This is a genomic window from Agrobacterium sp. El2ro-1b (genome assembly GCF_048298475.1).
In the GTDB taxonomy this organism is placed as follows: Bacteria; Pseudomonadota; Alphaproteobacteria; order Rhizobiales; family Rhizobiaceae; genus Agrobacterium; species Agrobacterium fabrum.
The window spans coordinates 2,296,489-2,316,252 of sequence record NZ_CP103458.1; the positions used below are offsets into that span (position 1 = coordinate 2,296,489).

At 59.1% G+C, this 19,764-nt stretch carries 17 protein-coding genes and 1 riboswitch; of the genes, 10 read left to right on the plus strand and 7 right to left on the minus strand.

Annotated elements, in window-relative coordinates; translation table 11 throughout:
• Positions 1-52 precede the first annotated feature (52 nt).
• Entirely contained in the window at positions 53-760 is a 708-nt protein-coding gene (gene modB, locus NYR50_RS11390) for a molybdate ABC transporter permease subunit (RefSeq protein WP_035214701.1), read from the plus strand.
• Positions 757-1,833: a molybdenum ABC transporter ATP-binding protein gene (modC, locus tag NYR50_RS11395; protein WP_418136014.1), complete on the plus strand. Its 1,077-nt coding sequence runs from the start codon at positions 757-759 to the stop codon at positions 1,831-1,833. Before modB ends, modC begins: the two co-directional genes overlap by 4 nt.
• Here the strand turns inward: modC and NYR50_RS11400 are convergent.
• The 6 genes from NYR50_RS11400 to thiC all read right to left on the minus strand — a co-directional run bounded on the left by NYR50_RS11400 (position 1,802) and on the right by thiC (position 7,067).
• Entirely contained in the window at positions 1,802-2,197 is a 396-nt protein-coding gene (locus tag NYR50_RS11400; protein ID WP_418136015.1) for a winged helix-turn-helix domain-containing protein, read from the minus strand. The two genes, modC and NYR50_RS11400, sit on opposite strands and share 32 nt — an antisense overlap.
• Before the next feature lie 3 nt (positions 2,198-2,200).
• On the minus strand, positions 2,201-3,205 hold the full coding sequence (locus NYR50_RS11405; RefSeq protein WP_418136016.1) for a P1 family peptidase: 1,005 nt from the start codon (positions 3,203-3,205) through the stop codon (positions 2,201-2,203).
• A gap of 88 nt (positions 3,206-3,293) precedes the next feature.
• Entirely contained in the window at positions 3,294-4,067 is a 774-nt protein-coding gene (locus NYR50_RS11410) for a thiazole synthase (RefSeq protein WP_418136017.1), read from the minus strand.
• A 4-nt stretch (positions 4,068-4,071) separates the two neighbouring features.
• Positions 4,072-4,269: a sulfur carrier protein ThiS gene (thiS, locus tag NYR50_RS11415; protein ID WP_174009339.1), complete on the minus strand. Its 198-nt coding sequence runs from the start codon at positions 4,267-4,269 to the stop codon at positions 4,072-4,074.
• Positions 4,238-5,242: a glycine oxidase ThiO gene (thiO, locus tag NYR50_RS11420; RefSeq protein ID WP_418136018.1), complete on the minus strand. Its 1,005-nt coding sequence runs from the start codon at positions 5,240-5,242 to the stop codon at positions 4,238-4,240. The genes thiS and thiO overlap by 32 nt, the downstream gene beginning before the upstream one ends.
• A gap of 1 nt (position 5,243) precedes the next feature.
• Positions 5,244-7,067 carry a phosphomethylpyrimidine synthase ThiC gene (thiC, locus tag NYR50_RS11425; protein WP_418136019.1) on the minus strand — a complete coding sequence of 608 codons (1,824 nt, stop codon included), beginning with the start codon at positions 7,065-7,067 and terminating at the stop codon, positions 5,244-5,246.
• 95 nt (positions 7,068-7,162) lie between these two features.
• Positions 7,163-7,274, minus strand: a riboswitch (TPP riboswitch).
• A 182-nt stretch (positions 7,275-7,456) separates the two neighbouring features.
• On the opposite strand from thiC, the gene NYR50_RS11430 reads away from it, so the two are divergent.
• The 5 genes from NYR50_RS11430 to NYR50_RS11450 are packed head-to-tail and all read left to right on the plus strand — an operon-like array spanning position 7,457 to position 13,245.
• Entirely contained in the window at positions 7,457-7,708 is a 252-nt protein-coding gene (locus NYR50_RS11430; RefSeq protein WP_418136020.1) for an acyl carrier protein, read from the plus strand.
• A complete protein-coding gene (locus NYR50_RS11435; RefSeq protein ID WP_418136021.1) occupies positions 7,708-8,889 on the plus strand; it encodes an acyl-CoA dehydrogenase family protein in 1,182 nt (393 codons plus the stop codon). Before NYR50_RS11430 ends, NYR50_RS11435 begins: the two co-directional genes overlap by 1 nt.
• A 4-nt stretch (positions 8,890-8,893) precedes the next feature.
• A complete protein-coding gene (locus tag NYR50_RS11440; protein ID WP_174009343.1) occupies positions 8,894-9,802 on the plus strand; it encodes an amino acid--[acyl-carrier-protein] ligase in 909 nt (302 codons plus the stop codon).
• Between the two features lie 6 nt (positions 9,803-9,808).
• Positions 9,809-10,792 carry a DUF1839 family protein gene (locus NYR50_RS11445; RefSeq protein ID WP_418136022.1) on the plus strand — a complete coding sequence of 328 codons (984 nt, stop codon included), beginning with the start codon at positions 9,809-9,811 and terminating at the stop codon, positions 10,790-10,792.
• Complete coding sequence (locus NYR50_RS11450) at positions 10,789-13,245, plus strand: glycoside hydrolase family 2 protein (protein ID WP_418136023.1); 2,457 nt, start codon at positions 10,789-10,791, stop codon at positions 13,243-13,245. The genes NYR50_RS11445 and NYR50_RS11450 overlap by 4 nt, the downstream gene beginning before the upstream one ends.
• Here NYR50_RS11450 and NYR50_RS11455 read toward each other — a convergent pair.
• Positions 13,213-15,033 carry a hypothetical protein gene (locus NYR50_RS11455; RefSeq protein WP_418136024.1) on the minus strand — a complete coding sequence of 607 codons (1,821 nt, stop codon included), beginning with the start codon at positions 15,031-15,033 and terminating at the stop codon, positions 13,213-13,215. The two genes, NYR50_RS11450 and NYR50_RS11455, sit on opposite strands and share 33 nt — an antisense overlap.
• Positions 15,034-15,377: 344 nt before the next feature.
• Here NYR50_RS11455 and NYR50_RS11460 point away from each other — a divergent pair, with 344 nt between their 5' ends.
• The 3 genes from NYR50_RS11460 to NYR50_RS11470 all read left to right on the plus strand — a co-directional run bounded on the left by NYR50_RS11460 (position 15,378) and on the right by NYR50_RS11470 (position 19,645).
• Positions 15,378-18,095 carry an ABC transporter ATP-binding protein gene (locus tag NYR50_RS11460; protein WP_174009347.1) on the plus strand — a complete coding sequence of 906 codons (2,718 nt, stop codon included), beginning with the start codon at positions 15,378-15,380 and terminating at the stop codon, positions 18,093-18,095.
• Between the two features lie 43 nt (positions 18,096-18,138).
• Positions 18,139-18,594, plus strand: a complete 456-nt coding sequence (locus tag NYR50_RS11465; RefSeq protein ID WP_174009348.1) for a cyclic nucleotide-binding domain-containing protein — start codon at positions 18,139-18,141, stop codon at positions 18,592-18,594.
• Positions 18,595-18,784: 190 nt separating this feature from the next.
• Positions 18,785-19,645 carry an MBL fold metallo-hydrolase gene (locus tag NYR50_RS11470; protein WP_418136025.1) on the plus strand — a complete coding sequence of 287 codons (861 nt, stop codon included), beginning with the start codon at positions 18,785-18,787 and terminating at the stop codon, positions 19,643-19,645.
• Positions 19,646-19,764 lie beyond the last annotated feature (119 nt).

Consider the following 19,764-nt stretch of genomic DNA (forward strand, 5'->3'; position numbering starts at 1 on the left):
CTTGCTTCAGGCCCGCTTTCCAGCGGGCCATGAAACATGACGATTGCAGGATATGGCATTGCATTGGTGGACACTCAGCCCTGAAGAATGGACGGCAATCAGGCTCAGCCTGTGGGTGTCCTCCATCGCCATGTTTGCCAGCCTGCCCTTCGGCATCGCGGTGGCCGTGGCGCTGGCACGCGGCCGCTTCTGGGGCAAGTCGCTGCTTAATGGCATTGTCCACCTGCCGCTCATTCTGCCACCCGTCGTCACCGGCTTTCTGCTGCTCGTTCTCTTCGGCCGCAGAGGCGCAATCGGCCAATTTCTCGATAGCTGGTTCGGCATTGTCTTTTCCTTTCGCTGGACAGGTGCGGCACTAGCATGCGCCGTCATGGCCTTTCCGCTGATGGTGCGCTCCATCCGTCTCTCCATCGAAGCGGTGGACCGCAAGCTGGAAGAGGCGGCGGGAACATTGGGGGCAAGCCCGCTCTGGGTGTTCCTTACCGTCACCCTGCCACTGACGCTGCCCGGCATCATCGCCGGCATGATCCTCGCTTTCGCCAAGGCCATGGGCGAATTCGGTGCGACCATCACCTTCGTGTCCAATATTCCGGGCGAGACCCAGACGCTTTCCGCCGCCATCTACACCTTCACGCAGGTTCCGGGCGGCGATGCCGGCGCGTTGCGCCTCACCATTGTCTCGGTCATCATTTCCATGCTGGCGCTGCTCGTCTCGGAGTTTCTGGCCCGCATCATCGGCAAACGGGTGAGCATGGAATGACGCTCTCAGTCTCTACCGGTCACCGCCTCGGCGCCTTCGAACTCGACGCGTCCTTCACCTCCGAAGGCGGTGTGACCGCACTTTTCGGGCGCTCGGGCTCCGGCAAGACATCGATGATCCGCATCATCGCCGGTCTGCTGCGGCCAGATGAAGGAAAAGTTTCACTCGACGGCGAAGTATTGGCCGATAGCGGAAAACGGCTGTTTCTGCCGGCCCATAAACGCCGCTTCGGTTATGTCTTTCAGGAGGCACGACTCTTCCCGCATCTCAGCGTGGCGCAGAACCTGAACTACGGAAAATGGTTCGCAACGGAAAAAGCGACGGACGCCGATGAAGATCGTATCGTCGATATGCTGGGCATCGCCCATCTTCTCCAGCGCCGCCCGAACAAGCTTTCCGGCGGCGAAAAACAGCGGGTCGCCATCGGCCGCGCACTTCTGGCTTCACCCAGGCTGCTTTTGATGGACGAGCCACTCGCGTCGCTGGACGAACAACGCAAGGCCGAAATCATTCCCTATCTCGAGCGGCTGCGCGACGAGACAAAAATCCCGATCGTTTATGTCAGCCATTCCATCCAAGAAGTCGCCCGCCTTGCCGACCGCGTGGTGGTAATGAAAGACGGCAAGGTGGAGGCTGAGGGAAAAGCATCCGAGGTGCTGTCGAGACCCGATTTCAGCACCCATCTCGAGCGCCGGGAAGCAGGCAGCATCCTTTCAGGAAACATCGAAAGCTTCGATGAAAGACACGGGCTTGCCGCCGTCAGGCTCAATGCGGCGCTCCTGCAGGTTCCGGCAAAAAAGGCAACAGCCGGCACCCCTGCACGGGTGCTGATACCCGCACGCGATGTCATGCTGGCTCTGGTAAAACCCGAGGGTCTCAGTGCGCTCAACATTCTCGAGGGCCATATTGCGGGTATCTCGGAGAGCGAAGACGGAATAGTGACGATACAGGTGGATTGCGGCGGCGATATTATCCAGTCGCGCATCACCGACCTCTCCCGCGAGCGGCTGCATCTCGAACCCGGCAAACCGGTGCATGCAATCATAAAGTCGGCGGCTCTCGATCCCTATTGAGCACATCATAGGGGTTGCGGTTGGCCTCCAGCCAGTCGATATCCCCGCGCAGGGCCTCGTTCATCCGCTCTTCCATGCCACGATAACGCTCCAGCAATTCGGCGCCGAAGACAGTCAGTGCTGCGCCGCCGCCCTGCTTGCCGCCCCGTTGGGATTCGATCACCGGCTGCCTGAACATGTGGTTCAGCGCATCCACCAGCAACCATGCACGTCGATAGGACATGTCCATTGCCCGACCGGCGGCGGAGATCGATCCGGTCTCGGCAATCAATTCCATCAACTCGACCTTGCCGTGCCCTAGACGCTCCCCCGGCGGAAAATCGATGCGCAGAACGGGTTTCAGTGGCAGGCGTGTCTCGCTCATGGTTCAAACACCCCGGCCATGAATGTCACGATAGGCCTTCTGCGCCCCATCCACCGGCAGGGCCGTCGCCTCATAGACGCCACGCGCCACCGCCCGCGCCATCACTATTGTCGCGAGATAACAAAGCTCGGCAAAATGAGCGCCGCCCTCAAGCGGTTTGTCACCGGTGGCAGCCGCAAATATGGTATCGCCATCGCTCGGCAGATGGGCGGGCAGAACCGCACGCGCCAGCCCGTCATGTGCCATGATGGAGAGGCGATGGGCCTGTGCCTTGGTGAGCACTGCATCGGTTACCACGGCGCCGATGGTCGTCGCGGTGAGATTGACACCTTTGAGACGCAGCGCGGTATCGTCAGTTGTAAAACGGGCGGGAAAGCCGCGATCACCGAATTCGCCATGCACTTCAAAAGGTGCTGACCAGAAATGGTGGCTCGTGCCCACGGTTGCGGAACCAAGCGCATTGACGGCAACGATGGCCGCAACCTTGTATCCGGCAGAACTGATGGCGCTTGCCGAACCGAGCCCGCCCTTGAAGGTCGCGGTCGTCGCACCCGTTCCTGCACCCGCCGTTCCAAGTTCGAAAGGGTCGCGGCCCGCCGCCTTGAAAGCCGCATATCCCATCTCGCGATAGGGCGAATGCAGCCCCCAGTCCTTATTCCCGCCATTCATGAGATCCATCAGGATCGCCTGCGGCACGATGGGCACGCGGGTGGAGCCTACCTGCAAGCCACGACCGATCTCGCGCAATCCCGCCTGAAAGCCGCCCGCCGCATCTAGCCCGAAGGCGGAACCGCCGGACAATACCAGCGCATCCACGGTTTCGACTGTCATAGCCGGATCCAGCAGGCCGGTATCGCGCCCGCCGGGCGCACCGCCGAGAACCGAACCGGAAGCAACGGCAGGCTTGTCGAAAACAATCGCCGTAACGCCGGAGCCGAGGGAGAGATCGGTGACATTGCCAACCAGAACACCGTCGATATCCGTGAGAAGATTGTTGTGTGCCGCCATGCTGTTCCCCTTTGCTCCCGGTATCCCGCCGCTGCCGAGCACTGTCAACGCAAAAGGTGACATGCCCGACCTTGGCGGAAAGCGGCGATCAGGAGAAAACTGCCGTCCCGATAACAGGGGTCGAAGGAACGGCCATATCCCGTGGCTCCAGCGGCCCCGAAAGATACGCCTGATGGCCAGCCCCTATGGCGCGAGCAAAAGCCTCCGCCATGCCGACCGGGTTGCCCGCACCCGCAACCGCCGTGTTGAGGAGAACGGCATCGTAACCAAGCTCCATCACCGTCACCGCATGTGACGGCCGGCCGATACCGGCATCGACGATCAGCGGCACATCGGGAAACCGCGCCCGCATCGATTTCAGCGCCGTCAGATTGAGCGGCCCCATGGCGCTGCCGATCGGCGCGCACCAGGGCATAAGCACCCTGCAGCCTGCCTCCAGCAGTTTCTCGGCCACGACCAAATCGTCCGTCGTGTAGGGAAAGACTTCGAAACCCTCGCCGCAGAGGATTTTCGCCGCTTCGACAAGCGCGAAGACATCGGGCTGCAACGTATCGTGATGGCCAATGACCTCCAGCTTGATCCAGTCCGTACGGAACACCTCGCGCGCCATCTTCGCCGTCAGCACCGCTTCCTTGGCGGTGTGGCAACCGGCCGTATTGGGCAGAATATGGCGGTCCAATTCGCGGATCAGCTCGAAAAACTGACCACCCTTCTTGGTCCCTGCCATTTCCCGTCGCAGCGAAATCGTCAGAATATCCGTATTGCTGGCCCGCACCGCATCCGCAAGCAGGGCGGGAGACGGATAACGCGCCGTGCCGAGCAGAAGACGGGACGAGACCTCGCGGCCATAAAGCGTCAGCATGGCCTCAACCTCCCTGCATTGGTGAGAGGATTTCGATGCGATCGAAAGCTTTCAGCACGTAACCGGCGCGTTCCTCCGAATGCACGAGATCGCCATTGACCGCCGTCGCCAGCCACTCGCCTTCGTATTCGAGACTGGCGAGCAGACCGGCCAGCGTCTCGGCAGCGAGATCAAGCTCGTCGCCATTGACAAGAAGTTTCATGATTCTGTTCCTTTTGAATAAGAGCCTCGCAGACGATCCCGGCCGCCTGCCGCGCCATGGCCGGCGAGAGCAGAAAGCCGTGCCGGTACGCGCCGTTGATGAAGATGGTTCGGCCATCCTCGGTGACTTTTGGCAGATTGTCGGGATAGGCCGGACGCACACCCGTACCGGTCTCGATGATTTCCGCTTCCGCAAAGGCCGGATGCACGGCATAGGCGGCATTCAGGAACTCCATCATCGAACGGGCGGAAATGGCACCTGCCTCCTCCGTCTCGATCATCGTCGCGCCCACCATGAAGCGGCCGGGTTCGCGCGGTACGATGTAAAGCGGAATGCGCGGATGCAGCAGCCGGACGGGACGGGAGAGAGAAACCTCCCGTGTGGCGAGATAGAGCATCTCTCCCCGCACACCACGAAGGCGGGGAATCTTGCCCACTGCCGCAGACCCGGTGCAATCCACCACCCGGTCGAACGGCCGTTCATCCACGGGTACACCCATATGAAACCGCACACCCATGCTGCAAAGCCGTTGATACAGCGATGCAAGCGCAAGGCGCGGATCGAGATGCCCCTCATCCGGAAAATAGAGCCCGGACCGGTAGCGGCCTGCAAGATCGGGCTCCAAACCGGCGATTTCAGCCTCGTCCACCCAGCGATAACCGCTGGTCCGCGATGCGAAACGCGAAAGCTCCGCTTTGTCACGGGTGGGCGCGACCACCAGCGTGCCGTTGCGCACCACAAGGCCGGGTGTCGCTTCATCCCACCAGTCAAGCGCCGCATGGCCGAGTGTCAGAACCGCCTCTTCCGCGCTTTCACGCTCACACCAGGGCGCCAGCATGCCGCCTGCATAGAACGACGCCCCGCGAGAAGGCTTGGCGTTGCACTCCGACACCTCGACAGCAACGCCACTCCGCACCAGCTCGAAGGCCGCCGTCAAACCGGCGACCCCCGTTCCCTTGACGAGAACACGCATTTTATTCAGCGCTCGCGGGCGTCGACAGCGGCATATAAAGCTCACCACCCTCCTTGAAACGAGCGGCCATCGCCTCAAGTCCCTCCTTCTGTGCCTCGGCGCGGATGTCGTGGGAAATCCGCATCGAGCAGAATTTCGGTCCGCACATGGAGCAGAAATGCGCAACCTTGTGCGCCTCCTTCGGCAGGGTCTCATCATGGAAGGAACGCGCCGTATCCGGGTCGAGCGACAGGTTGAACTGGTCTTCCCAGCGGAACTCGAACCTCGCGCGCGACAGCGCATCGTCCCGTACCTGCGCGGCCGGATGGCCTTTGGCAAGATCGGCGGCGTGGGCGGCGATCTTGTAGGTGATGACACCGACCTTCACGTCGTTGCGGTCAGGTAGACCGAGATGTTCCTTCGGCGTGACATAGCAGAGCATGGCCGTGCCGAACCAGCCGATCATCGCCGCCCCGATGCCTGAGGTGATGTGGTCATAACCGGGCGCGATATCCGTCGTGAGCGGCCCAAGCGTATAGAAAGGCGCCTCGCCGCAGGTCTTCAGCTGCTTGTCCATGTTTTCCTTGATCTTGTGCATCGGCACATGGCCGGGACCTTCGATCATCACCTGGCAATCTTTCGCCCAGGCGATCTGCGTCAACTCGCCTAGCGTCTCCAGCTCGGCAAACTGCGCTGCATCATTGGCGTCGGCAATCGAGCCGGGCCTAAGGCCGTCCCCCAGCGAGAAGGAAACGTCATAAGCGCGGCAGATATCACATATCTCCTCGAAATGCTCATAGAGGAAACTTTCCTTGTGGTGATGCAGACACCACTTGGCCATGATCGAGCCGCCCCGCGAGACGATGCCGGTGACACGGTTGACGGTGAGTGGAATGTAATGCAGCCGCACCCCGGCATGGATGGTGAAATAATCCACCCCCTGCTCCGCCTGCTCGATCAGCGTATCGCGAAACACCTCCCAGTTGAGGTCTTCAGCAATACCGTTGACCTTCTCCAGCGCCTGATAAAGCGGCACCGTGCCGATCGGCACCGGCGAATTGCGAATGATCCATTCGCGGATATTGTGGATGTTACGGCCGGTGGAGAGATCCATGACGGTATCCGCACCCCAGCGGATGGCCCAGACCATCTTCTCCACCTCCTCAGCCATGGAGGAAGTAACGGCGGAATTGCCGATATTGGCATTGATTTTCACCAGAAAATTGCGGCCGATGATCATCGGCTCAAGTTCGGGATGGTTGATATTGGCGGGAATGATGGCGCGACCAGACGCCACTTCCTGACGCACGAATTCCGCCGTGACATAGTCAGGGATATGCGCGCCGAAACTCTCGCCGTCACGCGTAAGCTTTTCCTTCGCCGCCTCGCGCCCGAGATTTTCGCGGATGGCGATGAATTCCATTTCCGGCGTGATGATGCCGGCCCGCGCATAGGCAAGCTGCGTCACCGCCTTGCCCGGCGTCGCTTTCAGCGGCTGGTGGCGCACGGCAAATTCGGGCGTCAGCCGTTCGCCGGTGGCAAAGCCGTTATCCTCCGGCTTGACGTGCCGTCCCTCATAAGCCTCGACATCACCGCGCGCCACGACCCAGTCATGACGCAGGCGCGGCAGACCGTTTTCGATCAGGACGGGATGGCTGGGATCGGTATAGGGACCGGAGGAATCATAGACCGTCACCGGCGGTTCGCCCGCCGTCGGGTGCACCGCGATCTCTCGCATCGGCACGCGAATATGCGGATGCAAAATTCCCGGTTTATGGATTTTCGTGGAAGCGGCTTGCGGTCCGGTGGTGACGACAAGCGGGATGGTCTTGGCAACGATATTCATCTTGAGGCTCCAAAGTTTGACTGTGGAGACCCAGTTCGAGCCGGAATGATGGAAAATACCGAAGTGCCGAGTGACGGCGTCATGCGCCTGCCCGACATCAGGTCTTTGCACCGTCCCTACGCCAGTATGAACTGGATCAGGTTCAACGGGTCACTGCGCATGAAAGCAGAATCTCAGCCCCTTGACGGGACACCCCTGGTGAATGGGCACAGCAAAAGACACCGTCCGACTTTTGTCAAGGCCGCTCATCAACGCTTGGCAAAGGTGCGGGAATGACGCATGCTGCCGTTAGTTGTAATTAACCTAACGGTTTAGGTGAATATTATCGTTTGCGGCATAACGATAAGCACAAACCTTCCTAATGTTGACTTCATTGGAGATACGTCGGAATGAATGCGACTATTCGTGAAATACTGGCAAAATTCGGCCAGCTTCCCACCCCTGTCGATACGATTGCAGATGAAGCAGATCTTTATGCGGCAGGCCTCTCTTCCTTCGCATCCGTGCAACTGATGCTGGGTATCGAAGAAGCATTCGATATCGAATTCCCCGACAATCTGCTGAACCGCAAGTCTTTCGCCAGCATCAAGGCCATTGAAGACACCGTTAAGTTCATTCTGGATGGTAAAGAGGCAGCCTGATGAACGTGACCGTAGCGCCGCAGGATGAAACGCTGTCCGCGCGCGCGGGCCGTGTCGCGACCATTGCCGCAAAGCATTCGGATAACGTGGATGTCACCGGCCGCTTCCCGCAGGAAGCCGTCGATGCCTTGCGGCAGGAACGGCTGCTGGGCATTCAGGTGCCCTCCTCACTCGGCGGCGAAGGCGCCTCCATTCAAGAGATCGCCGATATCTGCGCCCGGCTCGGCCAGGCCTGTTCGGCAACCGCAATGATTTTCGCCATGCACCACATCAAGCTGTCGAGCCTGGTGGAACATGGCGTGGAAAGCACCTGGCATGCGGATTTCATGCGCCGCGTTGCAGGTGATCAGCTTCTGCTCGGCTCAGCCACCACCGAAGGCGGCATCGGCGGCAATCTGCGCAACTCCATCTGCGCGATCGAAGTCGAAGGCGATAGCTGCCGGCTGGAAAAGGATGCTACCGTCATTTCCTACGGCAGCAATGCCGATGCGATCCTCATCACCTCGCGCGCCCACAAGGATGCCGCGCCCGCCGACCAGGTGATGACCGTATTCCTGAAAAACCAATATACGCTCGAAAAGACCCATGTCTGGGATACGCTCGGCATGCGTGGCACCTGTTCGGACGGCTTCCTGTTTCGCGGCGAAGCGCCGGCGGCGCAGATTTTCCCGAAACCTTTCGCGGAAATCGCCGCACAATCCATGCTTGCAAGCTCGCATCTCCTGTGGAGCGCTGTCTGGTATGGCATTGCCTCGGACGCCGTGCTGCGCGCCCAGTCTTTTGTCAGAGCCGCGGCACGCAAATCGCCCGGCACCGCCCCTCCCGGCGCAATCCGCCTTGCCGAGGTTTCCACCAAGCTGCAGGTGGTGAAATCCAACATCATCGCCGGCATCAAGGCCTACGAGGACACCAAGAGTGACCCGGAAAAACTGATGTCGATGGCCTTTGCCGTCGCCATGAACAACGTGAAGATTTGCTCTTCCGAAACCATTCTCGAGATCATCGACCATGCCATGCTGGTCTGCGGCATCATGGGTTACAAGAACGGCACGCCCTACAGCCTCGGCCGGCACCTGCGCGACGCGCATTCCGCCCGGCTGATGATTTCCAACGACCGTATTCTCGGCAATTCCGCCAATCTCCTGCTGGTTCACAGGCAGGACACGAGCCTCTTGGGATAAGACCATGGACATGCAAACATCGTTCCTCGATCGACTGTTCGAAGAAGGCCTGCTGATTGAAACGGGTGTGGACGGTCTTTATGGCCGCAGCGGCCAGTTCGAGGACGTGATTGCCGCATTCGAGCGGCTGATCGACCGCACGGGTGGCGCCGATGGCGCCGAAGCGATCCGTTTTCCGCCCGGCATCAACCGCGCCTATTTCGAAAAGAGCGGTTACATGAAGAGCTTTCCGCAGCTCGCCGGCACGGTTCACTCCTTCTGCGGCTGCGAACTCGATCATGTCAGCCTGCTGAAATCAATGGATGAGGGCGGCGACTGGACGAAGGACCAGAAAGCCACCGACATCGTGCTGACGCCTGCAGCCTGCTATCCGCTTTATCCGACGATCGCCAAGCGTGGCGCGCTGCCTGCCGGCGGCGGTCTCTATGACATCCAGTCCTATTGCTTCCGCCATGAACCCTCCAAGGATCCCGCCCGCCAGCAGCTTTTCCGAATGCGCGAATATGTCTGCATGGGCACCGAGTCCGATGTCACCGAATTCCGCCAGACCTGGATGGATCGCGGCGTGGAGATGATGAAAGCAGTCGGGCTCGACGTCACCATCGATATCGCCAACGATCCCTTTTTCGGCCGCGCCGGCAAGATGCTCGCCAACAACCAGCGCGACCAGAACCTGAAATTCGAGCTCTTGATTCCGGTCACGTCAGCGACCAACCCGACGGCCTGCATGAGCTTCAATTATCACCAGGATGCCTTCGGCCAGAAATGGGGCCTGAACCTCGACAATGGCGATGTCGCCCATACCGCCTGCGTCGGTTTCGGCCTTGAGCGCATCGCGCTGGCGCTGTTTGCCCATCACGGTCTCGACGTGAAGAAATGGCCTGCAAAGGTCGTGGAAACCCTCTGGGGCTGATTATCCATGCGGCAGATTTTTCCGGGCCTCGATCCCAAAAACTATGTGCAGCATCCGCTTCATTCTTCCGAGAGAATGTGGCCGGAGACCAATTGCTACATCGATTTATGGATCGAAGTGCTGGCCTCGAAAGGCTTATCCCCGGAGGCCATGTTCGGTTTTACACTGACGCAGGATTTCGAGGGTGACCAGTTCACTTTTTTCAAGGTGCCGCTGGAAGACCTCGAAGCCCTTTATGGCGTTCGCGCTACCGAACTTGCAATCTTCGACAAAGTGGAAGACCACATCGCGACGCAGCTGGAACGCGGCCGCATCTGCCTTATCGAGATGGACAGCTTCTATATGCCCGACACCCATGGGGTCGGCTACCGGAAGGAGCACGGCAAGACCACCGTCGCCATCAACCGGCTTGATCTTGAAAAGCGGGAACTGGACTATTTCCACAATGCCGGCTTTTTTCATCTCTCCGGTGAGGATTTTGACGGGCTCTTCCAGCATCATCTGGCCGAGACCGACCCGCCGTTTCTGCCCTACACCGAATTTGCCAAATTCGCAGACAGCAATCCTTCACCGGCGCATATTCGCAAGACGGCTGAACGGCTCTTGAAGTTTCATTTTTCCAGGCGCCCTTCCGCCAACCCGGTCCGGGCTTTTGCAAAAGTGTTTCCCGCCCAGGTGGAAAAGGTTGCCGACAGGCCCTTCGGCTTCTTCCACAAATACGCCTTCAACACGCTGCGGCAGCTCGGCGCCAATTTCGAACTGGCGGCAAGCCACTTCGAATGGCTGGACAAGCCAGGTTTTTCTGAAGCGAGAGACCACGCGCTCAAGATCTCGGAGGTTGCCAAGACCGTTCAGTTCCAGCTTGCACGCGCCGTTACCCGACGTAAGTTCGATGCGCTGGCCACCGTGCTCGATCCGGCCGCGGACGCATGGGATGGTTTGATGGAAAACCTTGGCAAAAAACTATCTGATGCGAGCGAGGCCGCGTGAGGACCTATCTTCCCGGGGAAAGCGAGGAAGTGTTGAGTGAAGGCTGGAAGCTGACACTGACGCCCGCCGATGCCTGCGAAACCCCATCAGATATTTCGGCATCGCTCGAAAGCTTTCATGTCTCCGTTCCCGGCACCGTGGCGCAAGCGTTGGAAGCGGCCGGGAAATTCGATCGCCTTGCCCCCGTCGCCCTTAATGACAGGGATGCCTGGTATCGGCTGACGATGATTTCAGATGCGCGGGAACGGGCCATCCTGCGCTTTGATGGTCTCTCCACCATTGCCGAAATCTTCTTCAACGGTGAGCTGATTGCCGCGAGCCAAAGCATGTTCGAAAGGCTGGAAGTGCCGGTCCAGATGACAGGCGCAGACGAGCTTTCGATCTGCTTCCGGGCCCTTGCGCCGAGGCTCGAAAAGACCGGTCCGCGCGCCCGCTGGCGTCCGCAGATGATGAATACCCAAGGGTTACGGCTGATCCGCACCACGGCGCTCGGCTATATGCCCGGCTGGTGCCCGGAAATCCATGCCGCCGGCCCATGGCGACCCATCAGCCTCATCAGACAGGACGGCGTGTTGTGCACGCTGCGGTCTTCGCTGGACGAGGATGGAACGGGAACTGTCAGCATCGTGCTGGAAACCGACCGGCCCATAAAATCGGCAAGGCTTGGTTGCGCCGGTTATAGCGCCGACCTTTCTCAGGACGAAAACGGCAAGCTGTCCGGCGAACTGCGCATATTGCATGTCGAACAGTGGTGGCCGCACACGCATGGCAGACCGGCTTTGCACGACGTCGTTCTCGACCTGGACAGCACCCAACATCACCTTGGGCGCACCGGCTTCCGGCGTATAGAGGTCTACCATGGTGAAGACGGCAACGGTTTCGGCCTCAAGGTGAACGGTCAGTCGGTCTTCTGCCGCGGTGCGGTCTGGACGACGGCCGATATTGTGCGCCTGCCGGGAACACGGCCGGACTATGAACCGTGGCTGCGAAAAGCCGCGGAAGCCGGCATGAACATGATCCGCGTCGGCGGCACCATGGCCTATGAGACGCCGGAATTTTTCGCGCTTTGCGACGAACTCGGCATCATGGTCTGGCAGGATGCCATGCTTGCGAATTTCGATTACCCGGCGAAAGATGAGAGCCTGCACCAGCATATCGTTGCGGAAATCTCGCAATTTCTCGAAGCGACTGCGCTTTCTCCATCGCTTGCCGTTTTCTGCGGCGGCAGTGAAATGTACCAGCAGGGCGCCATGCTTGGCCTACCGGAACAGATATGGAAGGGCACGCTCACCGAGGAGATTATTCCAGATGTGATTGCCGAAAAGCGGCAGGATGCGGTCTATGTCGCCAATTCCCCTTCCAGCGGCGCTTTGCCCTTCTTCCCCAATGCCGGCGTGGGCCACTATTACGGCGTTGGCGCCTACTGCCGGCCATTGGAAGATGCCCGCCGCGCCGATCTGCGTTTCGCCGCTGAATGTCTCGCCTTCGCCAATATTCCAGAACAGGAGACACTGGACAGATATCTTCCCGGCGTGGCCATTCACGATCCGCGCTGGAAAGCGCGAACACCGCGTGACCGTGGCGCTTCCTGGGATTTCGAGGATGTCCGTGATCATTATCTGAAGCTGCTTTACGAGGTCGAACCGGATGTACTGCGGCGGGAAGACGGCGCCCTTTATTTCGACATGTCGCGCGCCGCGACGGCCGAGGTGATGGAGGCGACGTTCGCCGAATGGCGGCGCAGCGGCTCTTCCTGTCAGGGCGCTTTGGTCTGGACGCTCCAGGACCTCGTTCCCGGCGCGGGCTGGGGTATCATCGATGCCGCCGGCAGGCCAAAATCCGTCTGGCATGCGCTGAAAAGAGCGTTCCGCCCCGTTCAGGTCAGCCTTTCCGACGAAGGCACCAACGGGCTCGACATTCACATCCTCAACGAGACGGGCGACAGCCTGAATGCCATGCTGGAGCTGACCTGCCTGCGCGAAGGTGTGCAGCCCGTCGTTCACGCCAAACGGCCCCTCGCGCTATTGCCGCGAGAGAGCCAGACGATTGCCGCAACCGACCTGTTCGGCGCTTTTTTCGATACGACCTATGCTTATCGTTTCGGCCCGCCATCCCATGATGTGACGATCGCCCGCCTTCGGGATATTGCGACCGGGCATGTCATCGCCGACGCCTTCCATTTTCCGCTCGGCCGGAAAAAGGCGCTGCATGCCGCAAACCTTCAGGTCGCAATCAGCGAAACAAACGGCAACTGGTCCGTTGAAATCGGCACAGACCGGCTGGCGCAGTCGGTCCATATCACGGCAGAGGGCTACCGCGCTTGCGAAAGCTGGTTCCATCTCGGCCCCGGCGACACCAGAAAAATCAGCCTTTTACCGGAAACCGCCACAACCGAAGCCCCTCCCTCCGGAGAGGTCGTGTCACTGGGCTCCAGCCGGCGGTTTTCGTTCTAGAGCCAGCTGTTTCACCGTTTCGATATAGATTGTCTTCGCTTCCGGCGTCGAAAGATTGTGATCGGCATCGGGAATGATGGTCAGCGACACGTTGCGATACGCCGCCAGCCCGTCACCGTCGGCATCAAAGTAATACTGGAAATGCTCGAGGCCATCGTCATTGTCGCTATAGAGCAGATGGACGGCGGTATTCTTCGCCTTCAGCCTGTCGAAAGCGCCGAAGACGGCCCGCCCTTCCTCGCTACCCCTGCGAAACAGTTTTGCCGTTTTTGTCGAAAGCCGCTTCATCGTCGCCTTGAGAATATTCAGCCCGGCGCTTGCCACATCGACATCGCCGCTGATCAGCCGCTTGAATGTGGCACCCTGGCGAAAACGCTGGCTGTATTCCCCGAAGGAACGCGGCCTTTTATGCAGCGCCTCGTCCACAGAACGGCCCTTGCGCCAGTGGAAAACAACCGGATTGACCGCAACCACGGCCCCGATCCGGTCATCGGCAAGCGCGCCGTTAAAAGCGAGATAGGCGCCGCTGCACCGGCCCGCCGCAATGAAGGGCCCTTTGCCCCGCGCGTCAAGAAAATCCAGTGCGGCGGCCACGTCGTCATTCTGCCCGGCATCGTAAAGAACCTGATCGGGCGCGTTTTTGACGGGCGGACTATCGGCAATATTGGCCGCATCGAAGCGCAATGAGGCAACGCCTTCGCGCGCCAGAGCACGGGCCATCTGTACGGAGAGCCTGCCCCAACCCGCATGCCGGTCATAGGCAGCACCCAGCAGGAGAACCGAAGACACCGCCTCCCGGTCATCCGGCCGACAGAAGACACCGAAGAGCCGCCCGCCGTCGCCGAACTGCACGGGCTGCTCGATGAAACCACGGCCGCGCTGCGGCGCGTTGAGGATCATATCCTCCTCAGCATGGGCGGGGCTTTCGGCATGGGTCTGAGACAGAACCCAGTCCACCAGCCGGTTCACCACATCACCTGAAATCTTCGAGAGCGTAGGACTGGAAACGAGATCGTCATAGCCGGAAAACGCCGCCTCCTCCACCTCACCGCCAATTGCAGCGAGATGTTTGGCGAAATCGGCATCGGTCACGCGACCGGGTCGCGACAGGACCAGAATGGTGCGCGCCGGAACGGCCGCGAGATTGGCAAGATTGGTCTTCTTGACCGCATCCGCAACACCTTCAGGCATGGTCATGCCCGCAATCGCGCCCGCCTGCGCGAGGCGTTGACCGGGCCTGAGACCAAGGCCGTCATCGATCATGGATGACCACATCGCCAGTTCGCGCAGATAGGCGCGGCCGGAAACGACAGGCGCCAGAAAGGCCATGGAGCCGGTGCCCGCCACATCGGCAAGCGCCTGCGCCGCGATCAGGCATCCGAGCCCCTGCGCAACGACCACCACGTCCGCGCATCCGGAAAGACGCTTCAGAAAAGCGAAAGCCGCGCGCGTGTCGGAAAGCCAGTCCGCCGCACGGCCCGCATCTTCAGGATCGAAGGCATCACCCGCGCCGAGATAGTCAAATCGCAGGCTTGCAACGCCAAGAGCCGCCAGCCTCTCTGCCAGAATCCGCTGAAACTTGCGGCTGCACAATTCCTCCATGCCCCAGGGGCTGACGAAAAGAACGGCATGGGCCTGCCTAACATCCTGGCGCGCGGGATGGAAAACGCCGGCGAGCCCGTCAAAAGAGACGGGATGTGCAACCGCCCCATCAACGCCAATGCCGGAAAGCGACAATGCATCAAGAGACGGATCGCTGCCTGTTCGCTCTGAAATATCTATCGCCATCGACCTTGCCATTATCGCGCCAGTGTGTGGCTCAACCATTACGGGATCATTATATCGAAGCGTCTTAACGCCTGATCTACAATAAAAACAACAATATTAGAGAACTCTAAAAATATAGTCGTATTTATATCGCCCGCTACCCGCACGTTGCAAAAACAATCGCCGGGGTAACGGACAAGTCTCGACAGGCCCGCTATTTTGCTCGAAACCGCTTGAATATACTGATAAATAGCGAGTCCCGTACCTATTTGCAGGAGGAGGTTGCGCCACCCGGCCACCGGATCGTCTAGACACCGCGCAAACCATCACGCCGGGCCTCGCCCGCCAGGTCATAGAAGTTTTATATGGAACAAAGCCTTACGCGTTATATCTGGTCTCACACGAGGCGGCAGCAGCTTTTCATTCTGCTGATCGTGGCCCTGTCCATGATCCCCTATTTTCTCGCCTTCGATCTGCCCAAACAGATCGTCAACGGGCCTATTCAGGGGGATGGCTTCGAAGGGGCGAACGCGACGCAGCTCTTCATGCATCTCACGGTCGATATTCCCTATTGGGGCACCGTGACGCTCTTCCCCGGGATCGAACTCAACCGCATGTCGATGCTGATGGGGCTCAGCCTGACATTCCTTGCACTCGTCATCATCAACGGGCTCTTCAAATATTACATCAATACCTACAAGGGCCGCCTTGGCGAGCGGCTTCTCAGGCGTATCCGTTTCGAACTTATTGATCGGATTCTGCGTTTCCCGCCCACGCATTTCAAGCGGGTAAAAGGCGCCGAAATCTCCAGCATGGTGAAGGACGAGGTGGAGCCGCTTGGCGGATTTACCGGTGATGCCTTCGTACAGCCCGCACTTCTAGGCGGCCAGGCGCTCTCCGCGCTCTTCTTCATTCTCGTGCAGAATTTATGGCTCGGTCTGATCGCGGCTTTCATGGCAGCCATACAGGTCGGCATCATCCCCAAAATGCGCCGCCGCCTCATCGAACTTGGCCGCCAGCGGCAGTTGAGCGCGCGCCAGCTTGCCGGACGTATCGGCGAGATGGTCGACGGCATCGGCACCATCCACGCCTATGACACGTCTAATTTCGAGCGCGCCGATGCCTCACACCGGCTCGGCGACATCTTCAAGATCCGTTACGACCTCTACCAATGGAAGTTTCTGGTCAAGTTTATCAACAACTTCCTCGCGCAGCTCACGCCCTTCTTCTTTTATGCGCTCGGCGGTTATCTGACCCTTAAGGGCAGCCTTGATGTCGGCCAGCTGGTCGCCGTCATCAACGCCTATAAGGAACTGCCGGGACCGCTGAAGGAACTGATCGACTGGGATCAGGCGCGACAGGATGTCCAGGTAAAATACGAGCAGGTCTTCGAACAGTTCAATACGCCGAACATGATCGATGACAAGGTGCAGAAACTGTCCCCGGGAACCGTCGCGGCGATCACCGCGCCGCTCGTCATCACCAATCTGACGCTCGAGGATGATAGCGGCAGCCGGCTTCTGGAACAGGCGTCGCTGAAGATCGAGCCGGGCGAGGTGATCGCCATCGTCGGCGGCTCGGGCGCCGAGGCGCTTGCGGATGCGATCGGCCGCACGCTCTGGCCAACTTCGGGCAAGGTCAGCATCAACGATGTCGACATATTGGAACTGCCGGAATCGCTCACCGGGCGACGCATTTCCTATGTCTCCTCCGACAGTTATTTTTTCCACGCCAGCCTGAAGGACAATCTGCTTTACGGCCTCAAGCACGCACCGCTTTCGGACAAGAACTACGAGGGCACTGCGCTGGAGCATCGCAAATGGGAAATCCGCGAAGCCAGGATGGCGGGAAATCCGCTGATCGACATCAACAGCGAATGGATCGATTACGCCTCGAGCCCGGCTGGCGACGGCAAGCCGGAAAATCTCATCCGGGCCATTCTGGCCGTGCTCGACAGCGTGGAGCTGTCACAGGATATTCTGGAATTTGCCCTGCGCTCGTCGATCGACCCTCTGACCGACCTGCATCTTGCCGCCCGCATCGTGGAATTGCGGCATGTGTTGCGCGCCGAACTGGAAAAGGAAAATCTGAGCGGCCTCATCGCTCCCTTCGAACTGGAAAGCTACAATAGCGAAGCGACCGTTGGCGAAAACCTGCTGTTCGGCACCATGCGGGACTCGTCCCAGACGATCAGGACCGTCATCGAGAGCGACTATTTCCGCTCGCTGATGCGCAAAACCGGCCTCGTCAAAACCCTGTTCGAAATGGGCTACACGATTGCCGAAAACATCGTGGAAATCTTTGCCGACCTGCCCGGAGACCACCCCTTCTTCCAGCAGCTCACCTTCATGACGCCCGAGGACATTCCGGTCTATCAGCAGATGCTGCAGCGGCTTCAGGGAAAGAGTTTCGACGAGGCCAATGAAGCCGAAAAACGCGCGATGCTGCGGCTGAGCTTCTTCTACATAGAACCTCGCCAGCGTTTCGGCCTGCTATCGCCGGAAATCATGAACCGGATCGTCGAAGTCCGGCACATGTTCCACGAGAACCTGCCCGACAGCCTGAAAAACGTGATCGAAATCTACGATCCGACCAAATACATGAGCGCCACCAGCCTTCTGGACAATATTCTCTTCGGCAAGGTGAGCCATCGCTATACCGACGCCTCGCGGCGCATTACCCGCATCGTCGCCGACGTCATGCGCAAGCAGGGCGTCTATGAGCGCGTGCTCGCGGTGGGGCTGGATTTCAACCTGGGTGCCGGCGGCAAGCGGCTTGGCCCGCTTCAGCGCCAGAAGCTCAATCTCGCGCGGGCGCTGATCCGCAAATCCGATTATTACGTATTCAACCGCCCCCTTCCCGGTCTCGATCCCCGACAGCAGGAGGAAATTGTCGAGCGGGTCATCACACTCCTGAAACAGAACAACAATAACCCCTCGATCGTATGGGTTCTGTCGAATGCGCACCTCTCGCGCATGTTCGAGCGGGTGATCGTCGTTCATCAGGGCCTGATCACAGCTGACGGAAGTTACGAGACTCTCGCCGAGGAAAACGGTACATTCAAGGAAATGGTCGCGACATAAATCCAAGAATGCGACCGAGGTGGAACAAGAACAGGGTAAGGCAATGCTGTTTAAAGACGAAATTCAGATGTTGAAACGGGTTCCGTTTTTCTCGGAAATGGAACCGTCCAAACTCAAGCTGCTCGCATTCGCATCCGACCGCGTGTCCTATCATGCCGGAGATATGCTGTTCCGGCAGGGAGATGTCGGCGATGCGGCCTATGTTCTTCTGACCGGCAAAGTGGATGTTCTCGTCGATTCGCCATCGGGCACGCTCAAAGTGGCCGAAATGACCGGCAACGCCATCGTCGGTGAAATCGCCATCCTCTGTGACAGCGTCAGAACCGCGACCATTCGCGCCTCCACCAATGTGGAAGCCCTGCGCATCGGCAAGGAACAGTTCTTCAAGCTCATGTCCGACTTCCCCGACATCACCATCAAGGTCATGCGGGTTCTTGCCGAACGCCTTACCCAGACGACGGCGGAACTGAGCAAAGCGCGCTCAGGCGCCAGGACATAAACGACAATTCCTTGCTACCTTGAATGGCGATATTGGAAAAATAAATGTCGTACTATTGCAATATAAATGAAATGCTGACTGAATAAGGGGTAAAGGGACCCGCCGGAAACGAGCGGATATAAGATTTATAGAAACAACGGGCTTTCATGGGAGGAAAGCGTGCAAGATTCCGTTGTTATTGGGGTGTGCCATGGCGTTCGATTCCGACACGAGAAGTCGGGAAAGTAATAGAAATTTTCGGGTAAAGATCTGGGGTGCGCGGGGAACGCTTCCCGTTTCAGGTGAAAACTTCCGGAAATACGGCGGGAATACCATCTGCATCGAGGTGAGATGCGGTGATCACGTTCTTTTTTTCGATGCCGGTTCCGGCCTGCATCCCGCTGGTCTTGCGTTGCGGGCGGAAGGCATTACCGACGTCAACCTGTTCTTCTCACACTGTCACTACGACCACATTGTCGGCTTTCCCTATTTCAAGCCCTTTTATAACAGCTCCAACGATGTCGCCATCTGGTCGGGCCATTTGGCCGGAAGCATGACCACCCGGGAAATGCTCAAGGATTTCATGAGCCCTCCCTGGTTCCCCGTGCCATTGGAGATTTGCTGCGCAAAGATCGCCACCCGGGACTTCAAGGCGGGCGATGTGCTCGATGTGCACCCCGGCCTATCGATCAGAACCGGCATGCTCAACCATCCCGGCAATGCCATCGGATACCGGCTGGACTGGGAAGGTAAGTCGCTGGCCATCATCACCGACACCGAACATGAGCCCGGCAGCATCGATGAAACTGTTCTTGATCTCATCAGGGATGTCGATCTTTTCCTCTATGACGCCATGTTCACCGATGAGGAAATGGGTCTTTACCGCGGTTATGGCCATTCCTCCTGGCAACAGGCAATCCGCCTCGCCAAACTTGCAGACGCAAAAAATGTCGGCTTCATCCACCACGCTCCGAGCCGCAGCGACGACGAGTTGGACGATATCGAAAAGCAGGCGAAAGCCGAATTCAGCGGCGCATTCGCGGCGATGGACGGTCAGGTCATCGAAATCTGATCCTCATCGGGCCTCGGTGTAGGGCCGCCTTCGACCGTTTTTCGATCTGGCGGTGGAACATTCCTCACCACGCGTGCATTCGAACACGCACAATTGACCGCTGCCGATCAATTGCTCCA

Excerpts from the sequence above, each read along its gene's own strand:
- modB (WP_035214701.1), top strand. The coding sequence starts at position 53 with ATGGCATTGCATTGGTGGACACTCAGCCCTGAAGAATGGACGGCAATC.
- modC (WP_418136014.1), top strand. The coding sequence starts at position 757 with ATGACGCTCTCAGTCTCTACCGGTCACCGCCTCGGCGCCTTCGAACTC.
- NYR50_RS11400 (WP_418136015.1), bottom strand. The coding sequence starts at position 2,197 with ATGAGCGAGACACGCCTGCCACTGAAACCCGTTCTGCGCATCGATTTT.
- NYR50_RS11405 (WP_418136016.1), bottom strand. The coding sequence starts at position 3,205 with ATGGCGGCACACAACAATCTTCTCACGGATATCGACGGTGTTCTGGTT.
- NYR50_RS11410 (WP_418136017.1), bottom strand. The coding sequence starts at position 4,067 with ATGCTGACGCTTTATGGCCGCGAGGTCTCGTCCCGTCTTCTGCTCGGC.
- thiS (WP_174009339.1), bottom strand. The coding sequence starts at position 4,269 with ATGAAACTTCTTGTCAATGGCGACGAGCTTGATCTCGCTGCCGAGACG.
- thiO (WP_418136018.1), bottom strand. The coding sequence starts at position 5,242 with ATGCGTGTTCTCGTCAAGGGAACGGGGGTCGCCGGTTTGACGGCGGCC.
- thiC (WP_418136019.1), bottom strand. The coding sequence starts at position 7,067 with ATGAATATCGTTGCCAAGACCATCCCGCTTGTCGTCACCACCGGACCG.
- NYR50_RS11430 (WP_418136020.1), top strand. The coding sequence starts at position 7,457 with ATGAATGCGACTATTCGTGAAATACTGGCAAAATTCGGCCAGCTTCCC.
- NYR50_RS11435 (WP_418136021.1), top strand. The coding sequence starts at position 7,708 with ATGAACGTGACCGTAGCGCCGCAGGATGAAACGCTGTCCGCGCGCGCG.
- NYR50_RS11440 (WP_174009343.1), top strand. The coding sequence starts at position 8,894 with ATGGACATGCAAACATCGTTCCTCGATCGACTGTTCGAAGAAGGCCTG.
- NYR50_RS11445 (WP_418136022.1), top strand. The coding sequence starts at position 9,809 with ATGCGGCAGATTTTTCCGGGCCTCGATCCCAAAAACTATGTGCAGCAT.
- NYR50_RS11455 (WP_418136024.1), bottom strand. The coding sequence starts at position 15,033 with ATGGCGATAGATATTTCAGAGCGAACAGGCAGCGATCCGTCTCTTGAT.
- NYR50_RS11460 (WP_174009347.1), top strand. The coding sequence starts at position 15,378 with ATGGAACAAAGCCTTACGCGTTATATCTGGTCTCACACGAGGCGGCAG.
- NYR50_RS11465 (WP_174009348.1), top strand. The coding sequence starts at position 18,139 with ATGCTGTTTAAAGACGAAATTCAGATGTTGAAACGGGTTCCGTTTTTC.
- NYR50_RS11470 (WP_418136025.1), top strand. The coding sequence starts at position 18,785 with ATGGCGTTCGATTCCGACACGAGAAGTCGGGAAAGTAATAGAAATTTT.